We start from the raw sequence: 23,554 nt of genomic DNA, 5'->3' as shown, positions 1-23,554 counted from the left end.
TGCTGCGAGCCTGCCGCTCGCAAAACACACGTCGCTGGCGGTGCTCATCACATGCGCTTGCGCGCATATGGCCGCCGCGAGCGTGATACGTCTGCACCGATAGTGTGCTTGTGGCACGGGCCGATATGGAGTGTGTTACTCAGCCCGTGTTGTTGACACCCGCAGCGACATCAACACCGCCTTGCGGCGGATAGCTCGCTGCGGGATTTTCACCACCCTGCAATGACCGCCTGACGGCGGTGCCAGGGTGCAGGGTGTGGCTGTGCGCACCACGTAGGCGATGTCGGTCTTGCCGTGCGGTTAGACACCTTGCGCTCGCAGGCTCGCTGCAGGTGTCTCGATGACGCGGGAAGACGCCGCAAGCGGCGTTTCCACCCGTCATCGGCCCTTACTTTAAGACCGACATACAACGGCTGGCGCCGCATGTGGTGCGCACAGCGTGGCGACCTGCAGGTTTTGCATAGGCACCATGTGCGCTTCGCGCATCAACGGGCCGTTTCGGGTAAGGGTCGAAGACCACTTTAAGACCCGAAACACGCAGGTCGCAGCCCCCTTCTGTGTCAAAACCCCTATGAGTTTGTCGTTATAGGGGTAGAAGGGGGAAAAAGGGCATAAGGGGGTGCGACGCCTCCGCTGCGCTCCGGCGCTCGGCATAGCCGAGGCACTGCACCGGGTATTACTGCTCGCTGGCGCTCGCATAACCCGGTGCCCGGCGCTGGCGCGCCGCCCCCTACAGCCCCAGTCTCAGACCTCGCTCGCTCGGTCTGGCTGGTGCTGTCTTGCCCTCCGCTGCGCTCCGGTCAAGATGCCCAATAGTGCAGCTGACGCTGCACCTTGTGTGATGACCCATGCTTTACGTCACGACACTGCTGGCAATCCGATATATCTTGTCGATATACATTCGGATATGCCAGCATCGATGTGTCGTGTTTGGGTCATCACGAAACGCTCCATTACACCAAGCGTGGCGGCGCATCCTCCTTCGGCTTCGCCGCCTCATCGGCGACGGTGGGTGCGGGCTTATTGCCGTTAAGGTTCATCTCGAACTCTTCGGCATACCCGTGCAGCTGCGCAACCCGTTCTTTCGCCGCTTTGTATGTACGGCGCGCTTCATTCACGGCATCTTTGGCCCGCTGCTCTTCAAGCAGCGCGGCTTCATAATCGTCTTTGAACGACACTGGATCTTCTCCTTGGTTGAGGGACAATTTCTTCATCAGCGTGGGTACACGGCGGCGGGCCGCGCGTGTGCAGTAGCTCGACCACCTCGCATCAGTCCTTGCACCCAGCCCAGGACTCAGCGGGGCCAGCTGAGTCGGACAGCACCGGCACATCGACGTCACCCTTACAGGGCAGTGTCACAGCCTTGAACGCATCCATCACGGTCTGCTTGATGTCCTCTGCACGCTCCCGTGGGACCGAGAGCACGATCTCGTCGTGGACGAAGATGCGCACCATCTCTAGCACCTCGGCAGGCAGGTTCAGCACGCCTTCTAAGAACACGTCTCGGGCCGTGCCTTGGCCGTAGGCCGCCGGGGCTTGGGTGTACGCCTTGGCACGGTCTACCGCGACGCGGCGTCCAAAGCCAGTGGCGATCCAGCCGAGTGCCTTAGCGTGCTTACGCAAGTGGTCTTTGAACGCTTCGAGTTGCGGGAACTCGAAATGCAAACGGTCCAGCTGCTCCTTCGCCTCGACCTCGGAGATGCCAGCGTGGGCTGCAAAACTCTTTGGTCCCATGCCGTAGTTCGCGGCGTGGCCGAGCGCCTTCGCGTCAGACCTGCGCGCCGCGTCACCGAAGACGCGAATCGCCATCTCCGTGTGTGCATCACGGCCAGGGGCGAAGAGGGCAGCATAGGCGGCATCTCCACTACCCGCTGCCATGCAGCGCGCGTCGATCTGCGACAGATCCACCGAGATCAGTTCCTCGTCGGCGCTATCGGCCACGATCATCTCGCGCTGGCGGATGAGCCGCTCATCGCGAGAACCGAACACCGTCATGCCGGGGTTCGTCGTGCTCAGCCGGCCCGTGGCCTGACTCGACGTGATGTGTGGATACACCCGCTCACCGCGCAGGTACTTCTTGATCGTCGTCGCCGGGGTGGAGGACTGCAGCAGTGTCTCCATCTTTGCTGCCAGCTCGACGACCTCGGGCACGTCGGCGTGTGCCTCGGCCAAGTCATTGAGTGCCTTCGCACTGGTGCTGATCGCACCCTTGGCCGTGCGTGGTGCGGCAACACCGAACCGTTCTAAGTACTCGGCAATCGCCTGCTTGCCCGCAGCCGAGGCCCACGGGGCCTTGCCCTCGTCGGGGATACCGACGGTATCGACGAGCCAGGCGCGGATCTCGGCCTTGGTCTGTGCTTCCTCTGCGATGAAGGCGTCGACCTTGGCTGTATCTACGCGCACACCGTGGGACTCGACAACGCTCAATGAGTGCATTTTCTCGTGCTCACGGCGCAGATAGTCCTCGCCGACAGCCTCGATCGTGGCCGGTAACAGCTTTTCATAGACCGCCCCGTTGGCACGCACGTCCTGCAGGGCATATTCGACGTACTCGGGGTTGTCCACCGGGATTTTGTCGAAGCCGCCGTACTGCTTCGCCAGCGCCTTGAGCGCAGACTCGCTACCTGCCAGCAGCTTGCCGTCGACGCCACACCTATGGGCAACAGCGTCGAGGTTGTACTCGAGGTTGCGATTACCACCAGAAGCCAGGCGGACCATGATCAGTGTGTCGCGCACCTTGCCAGCCTTGATCAGCGCACCGACGTCGAGGCCGTAGAGACGCTGCAGCACTGGCAGATCGTACTGCACGATGTTGTGTCCGACGATGGTGTCCGCCTGTTCTAGCAGCGGGATCAGCTCACCTGCGATGTCGGTGGTCGCCACCGGCTCGGCGCCGCCTACCGAGTACGTGGCAAGACGCACGAAGCCAGGATCATCGGTGACGTGCTGGTCATCTGCGCTGCCAGTCTCAAGATCGAACACGACAGTGGTGCTGTCAGCCGGTGCTGCAGGTGCGACAGGCTCATCTGCTGCTGGAGCTGGAGCTGGCGCAGGTGTCGGTGCCGGGGAGGGCGGGGGAGTACCGCCATCGTCACCGTCGTCTCCTCCGCCGAGCGGACCACCACCGCCGAGCGGATCGTCTTCCGGCTTGCCGCGCCACACGACCTTGAACCGGCGTTCGGCGTACTTCGGGACCTCAAGGCTTTCGATAGCTAATCCCTCAAGCGTGCGGTTGTTCAAACTCAGGTACGCACGCTCCAACGCAAAGGCCCGGGCGTCGTCGGTGCCATAAATATCTGCAGGCAGCGGCACATGGGGATCATCCATCCCGAGTTTGGCCCACGCCGTGTCTGCGGAATCGAGATCGTCCTGTTCTTTGATCTTGGCGATGATCTGCTGGATGTCATACCCGCGAAAACCGTTCGGGTAGTCCCCGGAGCCTTGCACCTTGGTGTAGAGCCAGTACAGATGCAGGATATCGGCCAACTCGCCGTCATTGCGTACACGGCGCTGCTCGGCGACACCATCCATGAAATCGCCGTAGCCGACGTGTGTGAGGACACCACCAACGCACTTGTACCACTGCTCAAAACCACCCGTCGGCATACCGTCGCGAGGCAGGGGCCGCCCCGCTGCGATCCATGCCTGCACCAGGGTAAGAACAGCGGTCATCAACTCACGCCGGTGCTCTTTGATATATGCGTTGAGCTGCGGGTACTTGAATCCGCTTCGCGCCTCCGCAAAGTCAGACTGGACCACCAAATCGATATACACGAAGCGTCGGGCCAGATCCCGAGACACTGCTACGTTGTTGCCCGCAAAAATCATCTGCATCACGTTCGGCACACTCACCGTGCGCGATTCACCAAGCACACGGCCGGAGTGCGTCTTTTCGGTAATAGCTGCGGCTAAGGCTTTCGAGTCGATCACACCGCCAGGCTCGTCAAACATCACCAGGGTTTTGCCCTGGATCAACATCGCCGTGAGCACCTTCTCGAACTCATCGTCCTTTGACGGGCACTTCGTCACCGGAACAGGCGCACCAGTGACCAACGTCGACACTGCAGATGCCATCATGCCCTTACCCACGGCTGGGCCGGAGCCAGAGAACAAAAACGCCGGCGAAATCGACACCGAGGGTCGAAACACCATGCTCATGATGAGCGCCATGACACGGCTGAGATCTTGAGGGGTTTTCAACGGGAAGTCGCAGAACAAATCTTCAAGACGTTCTTTGGCCCAAGCGACATCCTCGTCAGTCGGGTTTTCGGGGATATCGAGATCTGCGACATCATCGTCGAGATCGACGAACAGACCCGTCTCCGGCTCAAACTCAGACGTTAAGACAAGCCGCCCGCTCGGCGTGACAATCGGCGTGAAAACAAGGCCGTTGAGATGCGGCAGCTGCTTCGCCCACTTCGGCTGAAAGATCGTGTCGATGTCTTTGGTCGTTGGATCGACAAACTGCACGGAATGTTTTGTCGTGTAATACAGCGTGACCGCATCGCAGATAAGGCTCAAACCGTTTGCACGTGTGACCTTCACGATCGCACGCCGGTTATCCTCAGGCTGGCTTTTGCCGTCAGTTACCTCAAAGATTTCTTCAGGCTCGGTACGCGGCAGCATCTCAACAGCAGTGTTCTCCTGCCGGAATAGCGACTTCCTTCCGTGCATCTTGTAGACCGCCTGCAGCATCATCTCGCGGCGAGCTTGCGGCGTGCCCTCGTTGCAGTCGATCACTGTCGTGTGACGCAGGTTGTTCTCGTCGAGCTTTTCCTCCAGCACTTCTGCGATGGTTTCGCTCTCGTCCAGCTCGGGCATCTTCGGCATCTTGCGTGCGGGCTTGTCCTGCGCCTTGTCGACCCACATGTCGAGCATCTTCGCGCGACTGTCTTCGGGCATCTCGGCAAGCACATCGTCCAGACCTTGCTTGTCTCGACCTGGAACCTGCACAAAGCGCACAGGGGTTGCACCCCACTGCACAAGCAGCTCCCGAAACTCCCGTGCACCGTCGTAGACGTACCGATTCGTGCTCGCGTCAGCATCAGGGATGATGTAAACGGGCAGGTCCATGAACTGTGCAAGCACTGCGTAGTTCTGCATACCTTTCCAGCTCCAGATGCCGGCGATCCGGTAGACGGCGGTTGTTTCGTCGGTGTGCGACAGCGCAGCGAACGCTTGCTTCGCACCCTCGACGATGCACACGCGCTTTGTGTCGTCAGTGACAGCGCGCAGCACCGTCAGCGCAGGCGGTGGTGTGCCCCACTCGTTGTCCTTGGCGGGACCGACATACTTCTTCGGCCGGCCCTTGCTGTCGCACACTGAGCCAGGCTGCGGCTTGACTTGATACGTGGTCCCAGCGCCGACCTCTTCCATCGGAACGACCAGCATGGGCAGGGCAGCGGGGTTGTTCTCGGCGAGATAGCGAAGCGGGGCAGGCACGGCTTCGACGGTGCGCGCTGAGTAGATGCCGCTGGACTCGATGACGTCGTCCGAGATCGCGCTGCTGCGCAACTCGTCGAGGTGCTCGTCGGTGAGCTTCGGCGTCACGGTGTATTCACACGAATCTGTATCATCCGCTTGACCATCAGATACCATAACGGTATCATTAGACGCAGAAACTTCCGCGTCCTGGTTTTGCGAAAATTCTGTTTGCCCCCCGCTGCCCACGGGGGTCTTTTTCTTTGTGTCCATAGCTAAGCAGCACCTCCCAGCACCGTGACAAGCTGCTGTCGCTGGTCATTGGTGAGGCGAGGCGCTGCTTCTGCAACGGCATCGACGAAGCTGTCGAACAGCTGAGGGGCCGGCCGACGCGCGGCCATGAGATAGGCGTCGAGATCGTCTTGGCTAATGCGGTAACCCGACCCGAAGCGGTGGAAAGGCAGCAGACCTTCTTTAATGGCCTTGCGCAACGTCGATTCGGAGCCGAGGCCAAGATCAGTAAGTTCCTGCAGCGTGTAAAAACGCGGTGCCAACGTGGCGGTGCTTGGTGCAGACATGAAAAACACTCCAAGGTTTGTCGAACAGATCGATTCCTTGGTCTGTGAGGTTCACGTCACTAGCAGGTAACGAAACGAGTATCTCGGAGGAACCGCGCCTATCACGGTCGAGGGCAAGCCTCTTTATGAATTATCCTCGGGGTAATCCCCCGCACGTCGCTGGCGCGATCATGCCTGTGATCAGTCGCAACGTACGGTCTGCCACCTATCCTACGGAGCGGGCGCGCATTGCGCAAGCTTTTTGTGAATATCTGTTCACGCAGCGGCTGCGCTTCGCTGACGGCGCTGTGGCGCGCTCTGCGTGGAAAACATCGCGGGTTCACGGAAACACATCTATGTTTCACGGAATCACACATCGGTTCTGCGGAATATACGGGTCTATGCGGAAAACCTATGGGGTACACAGCGCCGGTCTGAGAGGCCGCTGCCGGTGTACTCCGGAAAAATGAAAAAATGAATAGTGGGGACAGACCAACCTTTCATTTTTTTCATTTTTTCGAGGCTCAGGATATTGAAGGGGCTGGGGCCGGGTCTGTGAACCCTATATGTTTTCCGCGCATAGCGGTTTTTAACAACGCACCCTATAGGTTTTCCGCAGAACATAGGTGTGTTTCTGTGCACCACCATATGTTGTCTGTTTTTAGCGGTATGTCGTTGTAGATTCCGCTACAGCGCATCAGCTGCCGCACTTACGCATCGAGCGGTTATTTATCGACGACACTCCGTGGAATTTAAGTTCAATGTGTAGGTTAGCCGAATAAGAAGCTCTGGCAGATGGTGGGGTAATCCTGCTCTGACATCTTATTCCAGCTTGGATGCGCTGGGATTAGGACTGGTCACGTGTGAGAAGGTTTCGTGTACAACTAGGGACATGAACTTTTTGTTGCTCGGTGGTACCGGTTTCCTTGGAGGGCACATTGCGTTTGCAGCAGTCGAGCGAGGACATCAAGTTACTTGCCTCGCGCGGGGTAACGGGAAGGTTCCCAACGGAACCGAATTTGTGAGTTCAGACCGTGACCGTGACGGTGCGTACGATGAGGTTGCGGGGAAAACTTGGGACACCATTGTGGATCTGACGAGTCAGCCGAAGCATGCGCGGGATGCGGCGGCGAAACTCCAGGCCAAGCATCGTATATTTGTGTCTTCGAGCAGCGTATATGAGGATCAGGGAAGTATTTCTTCCGAGTCTGATTCTGTAGTCGCTCCGCTTGAAATTGACTACATGGAGAACATGGGGCAGTACCCAGCCGCAAAGTCTGCTTGCGAAACGACTTATCGAAGCACAAATCGGTCGGTAATGGTAGTTCGACCCGGTCTGATCGCCGGCTACGGCGACGAAACAGGGCGCAGTGGTTACTATCCGTGGCGCTTCGCGCATCCCACGGGTGAGAACGTGATCGTCCCAGACCCGGCGTTTCCCGTCGCTATGATCGATGTGAAAGACCTTGCAGGCTGGATAGTTGAGTCCGCAGAAGTCGGGACTTTCGGAACCTTTAATGCTACGGGGTTTGCTACTTCCTTGTCCGATGTGTTCAAGATTTCGCGGGAGTTAACCGCATCGGAGTCTACGGAGCGACCTTGCTCTGATGAACTGCTTCTCGCTAATGATGTAACCCCGTGGATGGGCCCAAAATCGTTGCCGTTGTGGGTACCAGGTGAACAGTTTCGCAACATCGCGCTACTCGATTGCACCGCAGCCTACGAAGCGGGCCTGCGGATTCGCCCGTTGAAAGAAACATTGGCGGATGCGCTGCGATTCGAAGAGGAACAACACGGTGAAAGACTTGCCGGGCTCAGCGATGAAGAAGAAGTCGTGCTTCGCCAGCGGTTAGAAGATGGTATTTAGTTTCGGCACCAACAGTTCTAGCTGCAGCCAGGACCGTGCTCAGTTGGTTTTCGTTCCGCGACTGACTGTGAGAATGAGTCCGAATCTGGCGTGAGGGCAACTTCGGCGGTGCCAGCTCTTCGTGACGGGGAGCGATCTAGCCTGCGGAGGTTGCCTTTCCGAGCAGAAAACGCCTTGCGGCACACTTTTCAGGTTTCTCGAATCGCTTACAACTGAGTGAGGTAGCCTTCTTTCGCCACTCCGTTGAATTCAAATTTAATGTGTAACGCGGAGCGTTAATGACGTTTCGCGTTATTGGGGGGGGGGAGGTTGAAGAGCGCTGTCTCTAACTCCGGTTTTCGTTCGGCCTCGGTCCATTCCGCTACCTCGTGTGTAGAATCTGCAAGCGGTATCGGGCCGTTGAACTATTAGGTTCACCCACAGTTCCCGTGCCTGCACGCATCGAGAAGGACCAGGTGGTGAACTCGAATGACTCGCCTGGTCCAACGTGTGTGCGCTCGGCGCGTGGTTTAACTCTTATAAGACTTGCCGGTCACAGCCTCAGCGTTTCGCTCGTGCAGCCCGCAGGCCGTTCAAGATCACGATGACTTCAGCGACTTCGTGAACCAACACGACGGCGGCCAGGCCCAGCACACCGCTGATCGCCAGTGGCATCAACACGATGATGATGGCCAGAGACAGCACGATGTTCTGGTTGATGATCCTGCTGCCTCGGCGGGCGTGCTGCAGCGCCTGCGGGATCAGCCGGAGGTCGTGGCCAGTGAAGGCGACGTCAGCGGACTCGATCGCGGCGTCAGAGCCGGTTGCTCCCATCGCAATGCCCACCGTCGCGCCCGCCAGTGCCGGCGCGTCGTTGATGCCGTCGCCGATCATCGCCGTCGGCGTCTTGGAGGAAAATTCGGCGACGATGCTTGCCTTGTCCTCAGGGCGCAGCTCGGCGCGCACGTCGTCGATTCCGGCGATTTCAGCCAGCGCCCGGGCGGTGCGAGTGTTGTCGCCGGTGAGCATGCTCACTTCCACATCGTTGGCGCGCAGGGTCTGCACGGCTTCGGGAACCTCGGGACGCAGCTCGTCGCGGACACCGATCGCTCCGGCGAGAGCGTCATCGACGGTGACTAGGACGCAGGTCTGGCCTTCGGACTCCATGCGCTCAACGTCTGCCTTCAGTGGCCCGGCGTCGATCCACCGGGGGCTGCCCACCAGCACCCGTCGGCCTTCGACGGTGCCGCTGATGCCGTGCCCGGCTTCCTCGCTGATGTCCTGGGCGGCGGGCGCTTCGGGCCCCGCTGCCGCGATCGCCGCGGCGAGGGGGTGCGTCGATTGCTGCTCAACTGCCGCCGCGAAAGTAAGCACCTGCGCCCGATCAAACCTGTCTGCCGGGACCACGCCGGTAACCTCGGGCTGGTTGCGGGTGAGGGTTCCGGTCTTGTCCACCGCCAGGTGACGGATGCCGCCGAGCCGCTCGAACGCCGCGCCAGACTTGATGACCACGCCGAACTGGCTGGCCGCGCCGATCGCGGCCACGACCGTCAGCGGCACGGAGATTGCCAGCGCGCACGGCGACGCTGCGACCAGAACCACCAACGCACGGGTGATCCACGTCTCGGGGTCGCCCAGCAGCGAGCCGATCACGCCGACTAGCACCGCCAGGATCATCACCCCGGGCACTAGGGGTTGGGCAATCCGGTCGGCGATCCGGGCGCGGTCGCCCTTTTCCGCCTGCGCCTGCTCGACCAGGTCCACGAGTGTGGTCAGCGAGTTGTCCGTTCCAGCTGCGGTCGTCTGGACTTCCAGCACACCGGCGGAGTTGATCGCTCCCGCGGGCACCTCGTCGCCGGGCGCAACCTCCTCCGGAATGGATTCTCCGGTGATCGCTGAGGTGTCAAGGCTGGAGCGCCCAGACCGAATGATGCCGTCCGTGGCGATCCGCTCTCCGGGGCGCACGAGCATAAGCTCGCCAGCCGCGAGGTCCTTCGCTGCGACCTCGACCGACGTGCCGTCGCGCAGCACCGTCGCGGTCTGCGGTACCAACTTCAACAGTGCCCGCAGTCCGCCCTGCGCCCGGTCCATCGCCTTGTCTTCCAGCGCCTCGGCGATCGAGTACAGGAACGCTAGCGCCGCGGCCTCTCCGACGTAACCGAGGATTACCGCGCCGACCGCGCTGATGGTCATCAGCAAACCAATGCCGAGCTTGCGCTTCGTGACAAGGTTTCGGATCGCGTCGGGCGCGAACGTATACGCCCCTAGCAGCAGGCCGACCCAGAACAGTACTGTCGCGGGTGTCGCTAGCCCGGACCAGCCCAGCGCCAGGCCTACGCAGAGGGCTACGCCGGAGAAGATCGGCAGTAGCAACTCGGGGTCCTTCCACCATGGCCGATCGAGTTCTTCGATCTCCGTGGCGGGTTCGTGTTCGCATCCACACGCCGAGCTCATGCGTCCTCTCCCTTCTCGCCGCAGCCGGGCACCGAGCACTCAGGGTCGATGCACGGGGCGTTTTCGTCGACAGCCAACGTCGCGTTCACCAGCGCGTTGAGCGCTGCCGCGAGGTGCGGATCGGCGATTTCGTAGCGTGTCTTGCGGCCCTCCGGCTCGGCAACGACGATGCCGCAGTCACGCAGGCAGGTCAGGTGGTTCGAGACGTTTGAGCGGGTCAGGCCCAGGTCGCGCGAAAGTACGGCCGGGTAGCTCGGGCCGTCGAGTAGTGTCATCAGGATTCTGGAACGCGTCGGATCCGCCATGGCCCGGCCGAGCCGGTTCATGACGTCGAGGCGTGAAGCAATAGTCAGCATGTGCTGAACAATACATCGTGTGCTGAACTATTCAAAGTGTGCTGAACTGACAGTTACGCGAAGGTCCTGCGACCTGCAAGAATTAGTCGATGGGATAGCAGATGACTGATCCTTTGTGGTTCGGCTGCCACCCAACGCGGGAGCGACGTGGGTGGCGAGGTTCTCGAGAAAGTTACTTTGCAACTACATACCGTCGAGTTCAAATTTAACGTGTAGTGCTTAACCTCTGCGATGAACTCTTTGATCCCGGGACGTGATGAGGACTGGGGCTATTGTGCTCCCCCGAACGCTACGGCCCGGGGGCACGAGGCTGTGTCGCAGGTGCAAGCGAGAGGACCAGGAGCGAAACACAGACCGCTGAGTCGACGCAGTCACGGTAAAGACGGAGCCGTCTAGGCGGTGCTCGAGGTTGCGCGAGATACGGTGACGCTGGGCGTCGGTAAGCGATGCGCATTCGGCGACATCGATGGAAAGCTGGACTTTGCCGTCCGTCGTGTTGACGCCCTGGCCGCCTGGAGTCGACGATTTCGCGAAACGCTCCGCGAGATCGGCGGCGATGACCGCACCGTCGGGGATCCCCGGGCCGGGCGCTATGGTCAGGTCGTTCATGCCGCCCAGCCTAGGTGCCCACAACCCTTTCTCGTCTCGGCGGAAGCGGAGACCGCGTCGCGACGGCCGGGATCCAGCCTCAGTATTATCCTCGTCACCGGTTGATTCGAACGCTTTTTGCTCCTCCTTCTCCCGTCGGGCTTCGATTTCAGCGGCCTCCGCAGGTGGCAGTGATCGCTGGATCCGCTCGAACTACCGGTTCCGATCAGCGGTCGAAGGATTTTCGCAGCAGCCGGACCTGCGGCGCCGGTGCCGCCGCCGTAGCCTGACGAGCATCCCCGCCATGACGGCCATCACGACGGCGGTCCCGGCACCGATGATCCAGGGATTACCGAGGAGCCCACCGACGCCTGCAAGTGCTCCGCCCGCCGCGATGAACGGCAGGCCGCAGCAGAGCAGCGACGGAAGCGCGCAGCATGCCAGCAAGAGCAGCCCGGTCACTGCAGCGACGACGGGACCGGCGCGCCATTCGTCGCGGTCCTGATCGGCGCTCATCGTCTGCTTCAGGATGAGATCTCCCCGATTGCCTGTGTTGCCGTTCATGCGCAGCACGACAGCAGCGACGGGTCGGTGGTGAAGGCCTTCGCGGCGATCCGGATGCCCTCGGCCATGGTCAGGTAGGGGGCCCAGGCGTTGGCGACCTCGGCGACGGTCCTGCCGAGCACGTGGACGCCTGCGGCGGCGAGCTCCCCGGCGTCCTTGGCGACGGCGGTCAGGCCGAGGATCTCGTTCGTCTCGGCGTTCACGACGATCTTGATGAACCCGCGGGTGTCGCGGTTCACCAAGGCGCGGGGCACGTGGTGCAGGGGCAGGACGCGGCAGTCGCAGCGGATCCCCGCGGCGAGGACGTCCTTCTCGGTCATCCCGACCGCGCCGATCGCGGGCCCGGTGAACGTCACCCGCGGCAGGCGGGCGTAGTCGACGGACCGGTCGGCGTCGGCGAACGCGTTCTCGGCGACGAGGGTGCCGTGGTGGGCGGCGACGTAGACGAACTCGGGGTGCCCGGTCACGTCGCCCGCGGCCCAGACCCGCGGGTTCGAGGACTGCAGCCGGTCGGAGACGACCACCTCGCCGGAGTCTCCGGTATTCACCCCGACCGCATCGAGGTTCAGGCCATCGGTGGCGGGACGGCGTCCGAGGGCGACCAGGACCTGGTCGGCGCGGAACTCCTGCGAGCCGCCGGACAAGGCGGCGGTCACGACGGCCTCGCCTCCCGTGCCGCGGGAGACCCGGGTGGGCACTGCGCGGCTGACGACGCGGATGCCCTCGTCGGCGAACACCTCCTGGAGCGCCTTCGACACCTCCGGCTCCTCCTTCGACGCGAGCCGGGACCGCACGAGCAGCGTGACCTGCGAGCCGAGGCGGGCGAACAGCTGCGCCTGCTCCAGGGCGACGTAGCCGCCGCCGAGCACCAGCAGCGACTCGGGGACCTCCGTCAGCTCCATCGCCGTGGTCGAGGTCAGGTATCCGGTCTCCTCCAGGCCGTCGATCGGCGGTGCCCACGGGCGAGAACCAGTCGCGACCAGGTAGTGGTGGGCCTCGATGGTCTCGACGCTTCCGTCGGATCCGGCAACATCGAGAACCGGCGCATCAGGGGTGCCCACGAACGAGGCGTCGCCGCGGAGGACCTGCCAGCCGTAGGAGTCGGCGACGTCGGCGTACTTCTCGCCGCGCAGCGACTCCACCAACGCTTGCTTCCCAGCGATCAGCGCGGGCATGTCGACGGGATCCGCCGTCGTCGCGATCCCGGGGAACCGGGTTGCGGCGTCGACCGCGACGTGCCGCGCGCCGGCCGCGGCAATGAGCGCCTTCGACGGGACGCAGCCAGTGTTCACGCAGGTGCCGCCGAGCGTCCCGCGCTCGATCATCACCACCGACTTCCCGAGCGTGCTGGCGCGGATCGCAGCGGCGAACGCGCCGCCTCCCGATCCGATGATGGCGAGATCGTACTTCGTAGGCATCGCTGCTCCTGTCAACTCTTGGCTTTCTGCTCTGTCTCAACCATACTGGACCTTCCAGTGCAGGGGAAGGTCAAGCGCGGCCACGGAGGGAGACAGTAATGTGGATCGGAGAACTCGCCGAGAGGGCGGGCACTACCGCGAAGACCCTTCGCTTCTACGAGGAACAGGGCCTTCTGCCCCCGACCGAGCGCACGCCGTCCGGATACCGCGACTACGCGCCCGAGACGGTCGCTCGGATCGACTTCATCCACCGCGGCCAGGCCGCGGGCCTCACCCTCGCCCAGATCCGCCAGATCCTCGACATCCGCGACGGCGGCCATGCGCCCTGCGAGCACGTGCGCGACCTGCTTGACGTGCGCCTCGCTGAGATCGAGCAGCAGATCGCGCAGCTCTCCGTGCTGCGCGACACTATCGCGGACCTTAGCCAGGACGCCGCGCACCCGGATCCTGAAACGTGCAGCACCGATCAAGTGTGTAGGTACTTGTAGACGGCGGGAGTCAATGACTCAAACGCTACAACCCCGATATGCGCTAGCGCATGTCGATGCCGCCGGTGCCCACCTCGATGATTTTGGTGGTGGCCGCGATAGCACACAGCAGCGGCACCGGGGCGGAGGCCTGCAGCGCGAAGTGGTGGACTCGGAAGACGCGTTGTTCACGCCGATTTCGTCCGCAGCCTGGGTGATCTCCAGACGAGTCTTGGCGATCTTTTCCGCAGATGGCCCGCACTAGCTGCCGAAGGCGTAATGCCCGAAGCTTAAGAAGCCGAACGCTTTCATTGGATAACACTCCTTTTGATGGTGTTAACGAGAGGGAGTAACTTTGCAACGACATACCGTTGAGTTCAAATTTAACGTGTAGCGTTATTGACGCTTCGCGTTATGGGGGATAGGGTGAAGCATGATCCAGTCGTTCGCTGACAAGGACACTGAGCGTCTGTGGAATCGAGAGCGGGTTCGCTCGATCGATTCCCGCATTCACTCAGTAGCGCTGCGCAAGCTTCGCCAGCTTGGGTACGCGCAGACTCTTGATGAGTTACGGATTCCCCCGGGAAACCGGCTCGAGGCGTTAAAAGGTGATCGGCGGGGTCAGTTCAGCATACGAATCAACGACCAGTGGCGGATCTGTTTTCGGTGGTCCGCCGCGGGGCCAGAGGAGGTTGAGATCGTTGACTACCACTGACAAGCTCCCTCCGGTTCACCCCGGTGAGATCCTCATGGAGGACTTTCTCAAGGAAATGGGGATCACCCAGCACAAGCTCGCCGTCTCCATCGGCGTTCCGCCCCGCCGGATCAACGAAATTGTTCACGGTAAGCGCGCTGTAACCGCGGACACTGCTCTTCGTCTAGCGAAGTTTTTCGAGATGAGCCCCCAGTTCTGGCTCGGGTTGCAGACCCAGTACGACCTGGATGTGGCAGAAGACAAAATCCTCGCCGAGATCGAGCGAATTCAGCCGGTTCACGCTGTCTCGGCGTAGCGGTTACCCGAACCAGGTCCGTCAGCGTGAGGATATGCACGCGGATGATTCGAACTAGGGAATTTGGGGCCGCCGTCGCGTGGACTTGAGTTCCGAGCGCCGCTTTTTCGCTTCGAGACGGCGTCGCACCGAGCCGCGCGTCGGCTTCGTCTTCCGCCGCGGGGGAGGCGGCGGGGCGAGCGCCTCCCGCAATAGGGTGGCCATGCGCTCGCGCGCCTCAGCACGGTTGCGGACCTGAGACCGCTGCGTCGACGCGCTCACGGTGAGCACCGTGCCGTCCAGGCGGTGTTCTAGGTTGCGCAGGGCGCGGCGGCGTTGGGCGTCGGAAAGCGATGCGCATTCCGCGATATCGATGGAGAGCTGCACTTTGCTGTCCGTCGTGTTGACGCCCTGGCCGCCCGGGCCCGACGCCTTCGCGAACCGCTCCGTCAGATCCGCGGCGGCGACGACGAGGCCGCCGGGGATCCCCGGGCTGGGCGCGATGGTCAGGTCCTGCATGCCGCCCACACTACGTTCTTGCGTCCTGCGTCAACCAACCCAGACCGCAGCCCAGTTGCAACGCAAGTCTAAGCGACCGAACTCCCGGTAAATCTCATCCATCGTGAACCTCCTACCGGAGTCAATCTCGACGGCTGAGCGAAGTTCCTGCAGTTCCTGAAGATCTTCGATTTTCCGCGATGGCGGATCGAGCAAAACTCGGAAACAGTTACGCCCTCAGCACGCGCAAGTTTCGTTACGAGTGATACTTCCTCGCTGCTCAAACGGATTCTCAGGAACATAACTGCTACCGATCTCGTGGAGAAAACCTCTATGCTTTCTTCTCGTCTCGACGGAAACGGAAACCGCGTCGCGTCGTGCGGGTTTCTGTCGCAGATTGATCTTCGTCGCCGGTCGACTCGAGCGCTTTTTGCTCCCCCCGCTCCCGTCGCGCTTCGATTTCTGCGGCCTTTGCAAGCAACCGGTCGTCGTTCATGTCGCGAATTTTCTCAGTGGCTTTTTGCGCTTGATCCACCGCCGATTGGCGGGCGCGGTTCGCAGCATCGACGGTGTCGCCCGCTAGCGACACCACAGATTGACGCCATCCCTGGACGTGGAGACGCTCTGCGTCTTCTACGCCCATCCGCAAATGCTGCGCAAACGCACGAATAATGTCGTGAATTTCGTTCGCGTGCGCGGTGATGTGGCGAGCACGAATCGGGTTTGTGACCCAGACCTGATTGCTCAACGTGGCTGTCTCACGGACGGCTGTATCCATCTCGAGCAGACGTCGGGTGGTCGATTCCAATCGATCCTTGCGCGCGTCGTGTATTCCCTCTCGGTGAGAATCCAGCTGGCGGGGCTCAAACTCATTCACGTGGGCGATCTCCAAGATATACATCCGATCATGGAGGTAGATGCTCCGAGCAGCCACACCCAGCCAAAGCGGCAGATCGCCTTTCAACCCAGCTAGGAGGGTTTCAAGTTTCTTGGAGTTGTTCTTCTGCTTCCGGAGCTGATCAATGGTGTCATCGAGTTGTTCGATGGCGTAAGACTCGATGCCGTTGAGCGCTGATCCGAGGTCGTCGACCTTCGACCAAGTAGTTGAGGAGACGCTACTGCTGCGCCGGTAAGATTTTTCCGCTTCTTCAATCGTGTACTGGATACCCCCAAGCTGCGCTAGTGCGTCAACCTTGCGCTGCCGGAGGAGAGTATCGAGCTTCTCATCGATGACCTCTAGATACTCCTTGATTTCAGCAATTGCTGCCTCAATTGCGGCCTGAGCTGCGATGCCCGCGGCGGTCGAAGTCATAGCGGGCGAAAACTTCACCTCTTGAAACGAGGTGTGTTTGAAGAATCGACTTGGATTGTCAGCGAGCCCAAGATCGCTTCGGCGTAGGACTCCAGGAACCGGTCCAGACGACGTGCGCTGCTGGAGCAGCTTCGCAGTTTCGTCCGTAGCTTTGTAATATTTGCCGGATTTGAACTGCCGGTTTGAAATCGTGCTCAGCACATTGTTAGCGCGGAAAAGCACTTGCGGTGACGCAGGCGAAAACGCGGGTGCAGAAGTAGCGGGAAAGCGGTCTTCCTCGCTAAGGATCAGCAGACCCTCGCCATCTGCCAGGAAAGCCAGGTCCTTGCTTGAAGTCTCCATGTCCAGAAACTGTAGTACTGGCGGGCGGCAAATTCGTCGCAAAGCACTTGCGTTAGCGCCGCGGCAGCACGACCTTGGGGTACTTGCGCACGTAGCCGACCGCGATGACGACGAGTGCTGCGAACGCGCCGATGACGGTCTCCGCGGTGCGGGCGAGCAGCATCGGCCAAACGGGGGAGGCCTCGACCGTCTGCACCATCAGCAGGGCGGTTGGGGTGATGAAGCTGGCGGCATCTTAAGCGGAAAGGTTTCTTTGCGCCGACACGCCGTGGAGTTCAAATTTAACGTGTAACGCGGGGCGTTAATGACGCTTCGCGTTTTTGAGGGTAGGTTGAAGCGCGGTCCAGTCGTTCGCCGACAAGGACGCTGAACGATTGTGGAATCGAGAGCGCGGCGGAGATTGTTGACTACCACTGCCAAGCCCCCTCTACATCCGGGGGAGATCCTCATGGAAGATTTTCTCTGGGAGATGGACATTACTCAGCACAAGCTCGCTTTCTCTATCGGCGTTCTCCCTCGCAGGATCAACGAGATTGTTCACGGAAATCGTGCGATTGCTGCTGACACTGCTGACCTTTCGATCGCGGGCATGAGTGCGAGCGAGGGACTCACAGTCGATCCAGCTTGCTGGCCCGCTGGATAAGGGTAAGCTCGTGGAGTTGAAAAAGCGTGCATGGCTGAACAACTGCGAGATGGAGGCATGCGCGTGAAACCGACCACTCTCGATGGGGGCGTCGCGGAGACATAACTGGGGTGGGCATTTGTCCTAAGCGACACTGAGCGGCGCTTCCGGGAGATTATGGAGGGATAATCGATTGGCTGAGCATCACACGGCCATCGTCGTCGGTGGTGGCCAATCGGGTTTAGCCACGGCATACTACCTGCGGCGCTTCAAAGTGGACTTCTTGATCTTGGACAATCAAGAGGAACCCGGCGGAGCGTGGTTGCACGCGTGGCCGTCACTGACGCTTTTCTCCGCCGCGGGGTTCTCCAATCTGCCCGGCTGGTCTATGCCGCAGTACCCGGGGTACCCGCCGGCAAGCCATGTCATCGACTACCTCGAAAGCTACGAGCGGCGCTACGACCTCCCGGTTAGGCGCCCAGTGCACGTTCGCAGAGTGTCCCATGAGGGAGGGATGTTCTACCTAGATTCGACCGTCGGTCAATTCACAGCGGAGCACGTTGTCGCGGCCACAGGCACGTGGTCTGCGCCCTTCGTGCCCCACTATCCCGGCACCTTCCGCGGACGCCAGTGGCACTCGTCGAACTACCCCGGTCCCGAACCATTCCGCGGCGCGAAGGTCGCGGTGGTCGGTGGGGCGAACTCGGGTGCGCAGATTGCTGCGGACCTTATCGGGACGTCGGAGGTCACATGGTTCACACTTGAGGAGCCTCGCTGGATGCCTGATGATGTCGATGGCCGTGATCTTTTCTTACGCAGCCGCCGTCGGATTCTCGGCGGTGATTCCGGCCCGACCCTCGGGGATATTGTCGCGCTTCCTCATCTACGTGAGCTCCGCGATTCCGGCCAGCTCACCGCTACCCCCATCTTCGATAGCTTGAGCGAGCTCGACCACGACCACTTGATCTGGTGCACTGGTTTCCGTCCAGCCCTCGGCCCATTCCGCCACCTCATGCGTGGCCGCGAACCCGCGGTGCAGAATCTGCATCTCGTCGGTTACGGCAACTGGACCGGCGACGGCTCAGCAACGCTGATGGGTGTCGGGCCCTTTGCCAAACACACTGCCCAGGTAGTCGCGGGCCGTGTCGATGAAGCTCGGCACCAAAAGTTTTGAGATGACGCTTGGTCCCTGAGCAGCTCGATCCTTCCAAGATCCGCGTTGGAGAGCCAGCGCGCTGGGCGAAGGCGTGTCTCAGCGCTTCGCTTGCGCAGCCCGCAGGCCGTTCAAAATCACGATGACTTCGGCGACCTCGTGAACCAACACGACGGCGGCCAGGCCCAGCACGCCGCTGATCGCCAGCGGCATCAACACGATGATGATGGCCAGAGACAGCACGATGTTTTGGTTGATGATCCTGCTGCCTCGGCGGGCGTGCTGCAGCGCTTGCGGGATCAGCCGGAGGTCGTGGCCGGTGAAGGCGACGTCAGCGGACTCGATCGCGGCGTCAGAGCCGGTCGCTCCCATCGCGATGCCCACCGTCGCGCCCGCCAGTGCCGGCGCGTCGTTGATGCCGTCGCCGATCATCGCCGTCGGCGTCTTGGAGGAGAGTTCGGCGACAATGCTCGCCTTGTCCTCGGGTCGCAGCTCGGCGCGCACGTCGTCGATTCCGGCGATTTCAGCCAGCGCCCGGGCGGTGCGAGTGTTGTCACCGGTGAGCATGCTTACTTCCACGTCGTTGGCGTGCAGGGCCTGCACGGCTTCGGGCACCTCGGGCCGCAACTCGTCGCGGACCCCGATCGCCCCAGCGAGAGCGTCATCGACGGTGACCAGGACGCAGGTCTGGCCCTCGGACTCCATGCGCTTAACGTCCGCTTTCAGTGGCCCGGCGTCGATCCATCGGGGGCTGCCCACCAGCACCCGTCGGCCTTCGACGGTGCCGCTGATGCCGCGTCCGGCTTCCTCGCTGATGTCCGAGGCGGTGGGCGCTTCGGGCCCCGCTGCCGCGATCGCCGCGGCGAGGGGGTGCGTGGATTGCTGCTCAACTGCCGCCGCGAAGGCAAGCACTTGCGCCCGATCGAATCCGTCTGCCGGGATCACGCCGGTAACCTCGGGCTGGTTGCGGGTGAGGGTTCCGGTCTTGTCCACCGCCAGGTGACGGATGCCGCCGAGCCGCTCGAACGCCGCGCCGGACTTGATGACTACTCCGAACCGGCTGGCCGCGCCGATCGCGGCCACGACCGTCAGCGGCACGGAGATTGCCAGCGCGCACGGCGACGCTGCGACCAGAACCACTAACGCACGGGTGATCCACGTCTCGGGGTCGCCCAGCAGCGAGCCGATCACGCCGACCAGCACCGCCAGGATCATCACCCCGGGCACTAGGGGTTGGGCAATCCGGTCGGCGATCCGGGCGCGGTCGCCCTTTTCCGCCTGCGCCTGCTCAACCAGGTCCACGAGTGTGGTCAGCGAGTTGTCCGTTCCAGCTGCGGTCGTCTCGACCTCCAGCACACCGGCGGAGTTGATCGCTCCCGCGGGGACCTCGTCGCCGGGCGCGACCTCCTCCGGAATGGATTCTCCGGTGATCGCTGAGGTGTCAAGGCTGGAGCGCCCAGACCGAATGATGCCGTCCGTGGCGATCCGCTCCCCGGGGCGCACGAGCATCAGCTCGCCAGCCACGAGGTCCTTCGCTGCGACTTCGACCGCCGTGCCGTCGCGTAGCACCGTCGCGGTCTGCGGTACCAACTTCAACAGTGCCCGCAGTCCGCCCTGGGCCCGGTCCATCGCCTTGTCTTCCAGTGCCTCGGCGATCGAGTATAGGAACGCTAGCGCCGCGGCCTCTCCGACGAAGCCGAGGATCACCGCGCCGACCGCGCTGATCGTCATCAGCAAGCCAATGCCGAGCTTGCGCTTCATGACAAGGTTCCGTATTGCGCCGGGCGCGAAGGTATACGCCCCTAGCAGCAGGCCGACCCAGAACAGTACTGTTGCGGGTGTCTCCAGCCCGGACCAGTCCAGCGCCAGGCCTATGCAGAGGGCTACGCCGGAGAAGATTGGCAGTAGCAACTCGGGGTCCTTCCACCATGGCCGATCGAGCTCTTCGATCTCCTTGGCGGGTTCGTGTTCGCACCCACACGCCGAGCTCATACGTCCGCTCCCTTCTCGCCGCAGCCGGGCACGGAACACTCAGGGTCGATGCAGGGGGCGTTTTCATCGACAGCCAACGTCGCGTTCACCAGCGCGTCGAGCGCTGCCGCGAGGTGCGGATCGGCGATTTCGTAGCGGGTCTTGCGGCCCTCTGGCTCGGCGACGACGATGCCGCAGTCGCGCAGGCAGGTCAGGTGGTTCGAGACGTTCGAGCGGGTTAGGTCCAGGTCGCGCGAAAGCACGGCCGGGTAGCTCGGGCCGTCAAGTAGGGTCATCAGGATTCTGGAACGCGTCGGATCCGCCATGGCCCGGCCGAGCCGGTTCATGACGTCGAGGCGTGAAGCAATAGTCAGCATGTGCTGAACAATACACGGTACGCCGAACTATTCAACGTAGACTGTACTGACAGTTACGCGAAGGTCATGTGACCTGCAAGAATTAGTCGATGGGGTAGCCGATGACTAGTCCTTTGCGGTTTGGCTGGCACCCCAAGACGGGGGTGACGCGGGTGGCGAACTTCTCCAGAATCTTCACGTTGGCGTCCACGCCCATCCCGCAAAACCAATGCGTGTTTCCGTGCGCCCCATATGTTCTCTGTGTACTGACGCAAATTACTGTTTTTTGATTGTTGCAGGCTAACGAGAAAGTAACTTTGCAACGACATACCGTGGAGTTCAAGTTCCACGTATAGCCCGGTGCTCACCACCCACCCTTGCGGATGAACATGGCAGGCGAAGGAACCCCAATGCGTGATATCGAAAGCCTCGTCGCCGTCGACAATCCGGCCTGGCCCCATCTTCAGCAGGCGCTGGCCGAATCCGACGCCGCCGTGCTGCCCGTCGACCCAGAGCAAGGGCGGCGCTCGCTGTGGGAGCTGCAGGTCACCGCCGCGTCGGCGATGGGAGCCGTCGCGCTGCACACCGGTGGCATCGTCGTAGACCACGGCTGGGTGCGTCTGTACGGCGGCGGCAGCGAGCACTTGCCGAGCATCGCCGAAGCCAACGGGCTGGGAGGTTCCGTTTCAGCGCCGCCCGGCGAGCTCGTCGTCGGGCACGATGTTCTAGGTGGCCTATTCGCCATCGACGGCGGTGCGCTGGGCGTCGCACCCGGCGAGGTCTGCTATTTCGGGTCGGACACCCTCGAATGGGACGGGCTCGGTGGCGGCTACTCGGCATTCCTCCTGGCAGCGCTGGCCGGGCTGGCAGGACGAGGTGGCGTCCTTGGCGCTGAACCAGGGCATCTTTCTCTACCCTCCGCCGTCCACCGTCCAGGGCGGTGGCGTGAGCAAGGCGACGAGGTCGGTCGTCAGTATCCGGGAGCTGCTGGGCACTGCGTGATACGAGGGTCGGTGCAGAGGATAGGACCAACTCCCTTCGAAGTCCCCTGCGACGGTATCCTCCGACTGGATCCCGATCCCGGTGATCTGCCCCGAACTAGGGGATCTGCGGCCGTCGCCGCGTCGACTTGAGCTCTGAACGCCGCTTCTTCGCTTCGCGGTGTCGCCGCACCGAGCCCCGCGTCGGTTTGGTTTTGCGGCGCGGGGGAGGGGGTGGGACGAGCGCCTCGCGCAACAGCGCGGCCATACGCTCGCGAGCCTCGGCGCGGTTGCGGGCCTGCGACCGCTGGGTCGACGCGGCCACGGTGAGGACGGTGCCGTCCAAGCGGTGCTCGAGGTTGCGTAGGATGCGGCGACGTTGGGCGTCGGAAAGCGATGTGCACGCAGCGACATCGAGGGAGAGCTGCACCTTGCTGTCCGTGGTGTTGACGCCCTGACCACCCGGACCCGACGACTTCGAGAACCGTTCCGTCAGGTCGGCGGCGGCGATGACCACACCGCCGGGGACCCCCGAGCCGGGCGCAATGGTCAGATCTTTCATGCTGCCCACCCTACAAGCGGATACTCACAGCTTTGGTATAGGCTCGGTGCTGGTGTAGGAGCTAGCCGCGCTCGGGGTAGCGCACGAGGAGGTCGTCGCCGATGACGGCGCCGTCGTTGAGCGTGGCCTTGCTCAACTTTGCCCCGTCCACACCCATCCCCATGATGTGCTCAACTTCGTCGCCGTGGGCGAGGAGATGGTCGGCGATGATGCGTCGGTGGCAGCGCCACCACACCGCCTCGGAGCACATGATCGCTGTGGGGGTTTCGGTGGCGCTCGCCCGTAACTGCGTGAGCGCGTCTGAGAACTCCTCGCCAAGCGCATGGTCGGCGTAATTGTGGAAGCTGCGGTTACGCCAGTTGCCGTTGACCTCAAACGGTACGGAGTGAGACACGTTGCGCCGCCCGGTCAGGCCCTCGCTTCTGCTGTAAGTGATGCCGCGTGTGGGAAGGTGTTCGGCGAGGTGGTCGTCGTTGAACCACGGGTACTTCCTGGACCCGGGCAGCTTGCGCACATCCACGATGGATTCCACACCAGCAGCCCTGATCATCTCGGTAAAGTCCTCGAACTCGAGGTTGGAGTGGCCCACAGTGAAAATGCGCATGCCTACAACGTTACGCGCGAGGCCGTCACACCCGTATCAGTGTCCGAGTGAAGCAAGCTAGGCTTCGGGGTTGCCTACGCAGAACTCGTTGCCTTCCGGATCCTGCATGACTGTCCATACGAGCCCCGGCGCCTCGTGGGTGCCCAGTTCGGTGGCGCCCAAACCCTTGAGACGCTCCACTAGAGTCTCGCGTTCAACGCCGCCGCCATCGATATGCATGCGGTTTTTCCCAGGCGTGGGATCCTCAACGCGCTGAAACCCCAGCGCCGGAGTCGAATCGACCATGACGAAGTCGCCGTAGTCGGCAGAGATCCCGCAGCCAGTTGCAGCTGACCAGAACTCGGCGAGCTTAGAAGGATCGTGGCAGTCGAAGGTGATTTGGCGGATACCGAAGGTGGTGTCACTCATGGTCCCCATTGTGGGCTCGAGCCATGGCACCTGCAATATTTCTTCGTTTGGTGACATAACCGCTCGGTTAAGTGTCTGATTGAGTG

24 protein-coding genes and 1 pseudogene are annotated in these 23,554 nt (G+C 61.9%); 7 read left to right on the top strand and 18 right to left on the bottom strand.

Features of this window, described 5'->3' with window-relative positions:
- Positions 1–953 precede the first annotated feature (953 nt).
- The 3 genes from HMPREF0291_RS09950 to HMPREF0291_RS09940 all read right to left on the bottom strand — a co-directional run bounded on the left by HMPREF0291_RS09950 (position 954) and on the right by HMPREF0291_RS09940 (position 5,999).
- Positions 954–1,178 (bottom strand): hypothetical protein, encoded by a 225-nt coding sequence (locus HMPREF0291_RS09950; protein WP_040423792.1) that lies wholly within the window; start codon positions 1,176–1,178, stop codon positions 954–956.
- A gap of 91 nt (positions 1,179–1,269) precedes the next feature.
- Positions 1,270–5,550: a DNA polymerase gene (locus HMPREF0291_RS09945; protein ID WP_198002198.1), complete on the bottom strand. Its 4,281-nt coding sequence runs from the start codon at positions 5,548–5,550 to the stop codon at positions 1,270–1,272.
- 146 nt (positions 5,551–5,696) lie between these two features.
- A complete protein-coding gene (locus tag HMPREF0291_RS09940) occupies positions 5,697–5,999 on the bottom strand; it encodes a helix-turn-helix domain-containing protein (RefSeq protein ID WP_005291016.1) in 303 nt (100 codons plus the stop codon).
- Between the two features lie 871 nt (positions 6,000–6,870).
- On the opposite strand from HMPREF0291_RS09940, the gene HMPREF0291_RS09935 reads away from it, so the two are divergent.
- Positions 6,871–7,845, top strand: a complete 975-nt coding sequence (locus HMPREF0291_RS09935) for an NAD-dependent epimerase/dehydratase family protein (protein WP_005291014.1) — start codon at positions 6,871–6,873, stop codon at positions 7,843–7,845.
- 540 nt (positions 7,846–8,385) lie between these two features.
- On the opposite strand, the gene HMPREF0291_RS09930 is transcribed toward HMPREF0291_RS09935, so the two are convergent.
- The 5 genes from HMPREF0291_RS09930 to merA form a co-directional block, all read right to left on the bottom strand.
- Positions 8,386–10,278 carry a heavy metal translocating P-type ATPase gene (locus HMPREF0291_RS09930; protein WP_005291011.1) on the bottom strand — a complete coding sequence of 631 codons (1,893 nt, stop codon included), beginning with the start codon at positions 10,276–10,278 and terminating at the stop codon, positions 8,386–8,388.
- Entirely contained in the window at positions 10,275–10,634 is a 360-nt protein-coding gene (gene cmtR / locus HMPREF0291_RS09925; RefSeq protein WP_005291009.1) for a Cd(II)/Pb(II)-sensing metalloregulatory transcriptional regulator CmtR, read from the bottom strand. The genes HMPREF0291_RS09930 and cmtR (HMPREF0291_RS09925) overlap by 4 nt, the downstream gene beginning before the upstream one ends.
- Positions 10,635–10,853: 219 nt before the next feature.
- Complete coding sequence (locus HMPREF0291_RS09920; RefSeq protein ID WP_005291006.1) at positions 10,854–11,243, bottom strand: peptide chain release factor I; 390 nt, start codon at positions 11,241–11,243, stop codon at positions 10,854–10,856.
- A 192-nt stretch (positions 11,244–11,435) separates the two neighbouring features.
- The gene (locus tag HMPREF0291_RS09915) at positions 11,436–11,786 is read right to left on the bottom strand and encodes a hypothetical protein (protein WP_005291003.1); all 351 of its coding nucleotides are present in this window, start codon (positions 11,784–11,786) and stop codon (positions 11,436–11,438) included.
- Positions 11,783–13,204, bottom strand: coding sequence for a mercury(II) reductase (gene merA, locus HMPREF0291_RS09910; protein ID WP_005290998.1), 1,422 nt, complete (start codon positions 13,202–13,204; stop codon positions 11,783–11,785). Before merA ends, HMPREF0291_RS09915 begins: the two co-directional genes overlap by 4 nt.
- Before the next feature lie 98 nt (positions 13,205–13,302).
- On the opposite strand from merA, the gene HMPREF0291_RS09905 reads away from it, so the two are divergent.
- Entirely contained in the window at positions 13,303–13,692 is a 390-nt protein-coding gene (locus tag HMPREF0291_RS09905; RefSeq protein ID WP_005290994.1) for a heavy metal-responsive transcriptional regulator, read from the top strand.
- Between the two features lie 46 nt (positions 13,693–13,738).
- Here HMPREF0291_RS09905 and HMPREF0291_RS12095 read toward each other — a convergent pair.
- Positions 13,739–13,983, bottom strand: a pseudogene (locus tag HMPREF0291_RS12095) (LLM class flavin-dependent oxidoreductase); the annotation flags it as partial.
- Positions 13,984–14,104: 121 nt separating this feature from the next.
- Between HMPREF0291_RS12095 and HMPREF0291_RS09900 the strand changes: the two are divergent.
- Positions 14,105–14,386, top strand: a complete 282-nt coding sequence (locus HMPREF0291_RS09900) for a type II toxin-antitoxin system RelE/ParE family toxin (protein WP_005290974.1) — start codon at positions 14,105–14,107, stop codon at positions 14,384–14,386.
- Positions 14,387–14,420: 34 nt separating this feature from the next.
- The gene (locus HMPREF0291_RS09895; protein WP_040424570.1) at positions 14,421–14,681 is read left to right on the top strand and encodes a HigA family addiction module antitoxin; all 261 of its coding nucleotides are present in this window, start codon (positions 14,421–14,423) and stop codon (positions 14,679–14,681) included.
- A gap of 54 nt (positions 14,682–14,735) precedes the next feature.
- Here HMPREF0291_RS09895 and arfB (HMPREF0291_RS09890) read toward each other — a convergent pair whose 3' ends face one another.
- From arfB (HMPREF0291_RS09890) to HMPREF0291_RS11885, 3 genes are all read right to left on the bottom strand, one after another.
- Entirely contained in the window at positions 14,736–15,179 is a 444-nt protein-coding gene (gene arfB, locus HMPREF0291_RS09890) for an alternative ribosome rescue aminoacyl-tRNA hydrolase ArfB (RefSeq protein ID WP_040424568.1), read from the bottom strand.
- Between the two features lie 310 nt (positions 15,180–15,489).
- The gene (locus tag HMPREF0291_RS09885) at positions 15,490–16,812 is read right to left on the bottom strand and encodes a hypothetical protein (protein WP_005290957.1); all 1,323 of its coding nucleotides are present in this window, start codon (positions 16,810–16,812) and stop codon (positions 15,490–15,492) included.
- Positions 16,813–16,864: 52 nt separating this feature from the next.
- The gene (locus HMPREF0291_RS11885; RefSeq protein ID WP_005290955.1) at positions 16,865–17,011 is read right to left on the bottom strand and encodes a hypothetical protein; all 147 of its coding nucleotides are present in this window, start codon (positions 17,009–17,011) and stop codon (positions 16,865–16,867) included.
- A gap of 249 nt (positions 17,012–17,260) precedes the next feature.
- On the opposite strand from HMPREF0291_RS11885, the gene HMPREF0291_RS12210 reads away from it, so the two are divergent.
- Together HMPREF0291_RS12210 and HMPREF0291_RS09875 are read left to right on the top strand one after the other, a co-directional pair.
- A complete protein-coding gene (locus tag HMPREF0291_RS12210; protein ID WP_005290953.1) occupies positions 17,261–17,455 on the top strand; it encodes a helix-turn-helix domain-containing protein in 195 nt (64 codons plus the stop codon).
- Between the two features lie 172 nt (positions 17,456–17,627).
- The gene (locus tag HMPREF0291_RS09875) at positions 17,628–18,608 is read left to right on the top strand and encodes an NAD(P)-binding domain-containing protein (protein WP_005290950.1); all 981 of its coding nucleotides are present in this window, start codon (positions 17,628–17,630) and stop codon (positions 18,606–18,608) included.
- 78 nt (positions 18,609–18,686) lie between these two features.
- Here the strand turns inward: HMPREF0291_RS09875 and HMPREF0291_RS09870 are convergent, their stop codons facing one another.
- The 3 genes from HMPREF0291_RS09870 to HMPREF0291_RS09860 all read right to left on the bottom strand — a co-directional run bounded on the left by HMPREF0291_RS09870 (position 18,687) and on the right by HMPREF0291_RS09860 (position 21,125).
- Positions 18,687–20,579 carry a heavy metal translocating P-type ATPase gene (locus HMPREF0291_RS09870; RefSeq protein ID WP_005290946.1) on the bottom strand — a complete coding sequence of 631 codons (1,893 nt, stop codon included), beginning with the start codon at positions 20,577–20,579 and terminating at the stop codon, positions 18,687–18,689.
- Positions 20,576–20,935, bottom strand: coding sequence for a Cd(II)/Pb(II)-sensing metalloregulatory transcriptional regulator CmtR (gene cmtR, locus HMPREF0291_RS09865; protein WP_005290942.1), 360 nt, complete (start codon positions 20,933–20,935; stop codon positions 20,576–20,578). Before cmtR (HMPREF0291_RS09865) ends, HMPREF0291_RS09870 begins: the two co-directional genes overlap by 4 nt.
- An 82-nt stretch (positions 20,936–21,017) precedes the next feature.
- The gene (locus HMPREF0291_RS09860) at positions 21,018–21,125 is read right to left on the bottom strand and encodes an alkane 1-monooxygenase (RefSeq protein WP_232210303.1); all 108 of its coding nucleotides are present in this window, start codon (positions 21,123–21,125) and stop codon (positions 21,018–21,020) included.
- 199 nt (positions 21,126–21,324) lie between these two features.
- On the opposite strand from HMPREF0291_RS09860, the gene HMPREF0291_RS09855 reads away from it, so the two are divergent.
- Positions 21,325–22,047 carry a DUF2625 family protein gene (locus HMPREF0291_RS09855; RefSeq protein WP_005290940.1) on the top strand — a complete coding sequence of 241 codons (723 nt, stop codon included), beginning with the start codon at positions 21,325–21,327 and terminating at the stop codon, positions 22,045–22,047.
- Here the strand turns inward: HMPREF0291_RS09855 and arfB (HMPREF0291_RS09850) are convergent.
- From arfB (HMPREF0291_RS09850) to HMPREF0291_RS09840, 3 genes are all read right to left on the bottom strand, one after another.
- Positions 22,013–22,456, bottom strand: a complete 444-nt coding sequence (arfB, locus tag HMPREF0291_RS09850) for an alternative ribosome rescue aminoacyl-tRNA hydrolase ArfB (RefSeq protein ID WP_005290937.1) — start codon at positions 22,454–22,456, stop codon at positions 22,013–22,015. The genes HMPREF0291_RS09855 and arfB (HMPREF0291_RS09850) overlap by 35 nt on opposite strands.
- A 61-nt stretch (positions 22,457–22,517) precedes the next feature.
- The gene (locus tag HMPREF0291_RS09845; RefSeq protein WP_005290934.1) at positions 22,518–23,060 is read right to left on the bottom strand and encodes a DUF488 domain-containing protein; all 543 of its coding nucleotides are present in this window, start codon (positions 23,058–23,060) and stop codon (positions 22,518–22,520) included.
- 57 nt (positions 23,061–23,117) lie between these two features.
- Positions 23,118–23,468: a VOC family protein gene (locus HMPREF0291_RS09840; RefSeq protein WP_040424564.1), complete on the bottom strand. Its 351-nt coding sequence runs from the start codon at positions 23,466–23,468 to the stop codon at positions 23,118–23,120.
- Positions 23,469–23,554: the final 86 nt, after the last annotated feature.

Origin of the sequence: Corynebacterium genitalium ATCC 33030, assembly GCF_000143825.1 — a bacterium.
In the GTDB taxonomy this organism is placed as follows: Bacteria; Actinomycetota; Actinomycetes; order Mycobacteriales; family Mycobacteriaceae; genus Corynebacterium; species Corynebacterium genitalium.
Note: the sequence above shows the minus strand (reverse complement) of the source record. Positions and strands in the feature narration are given on the sequence as shown.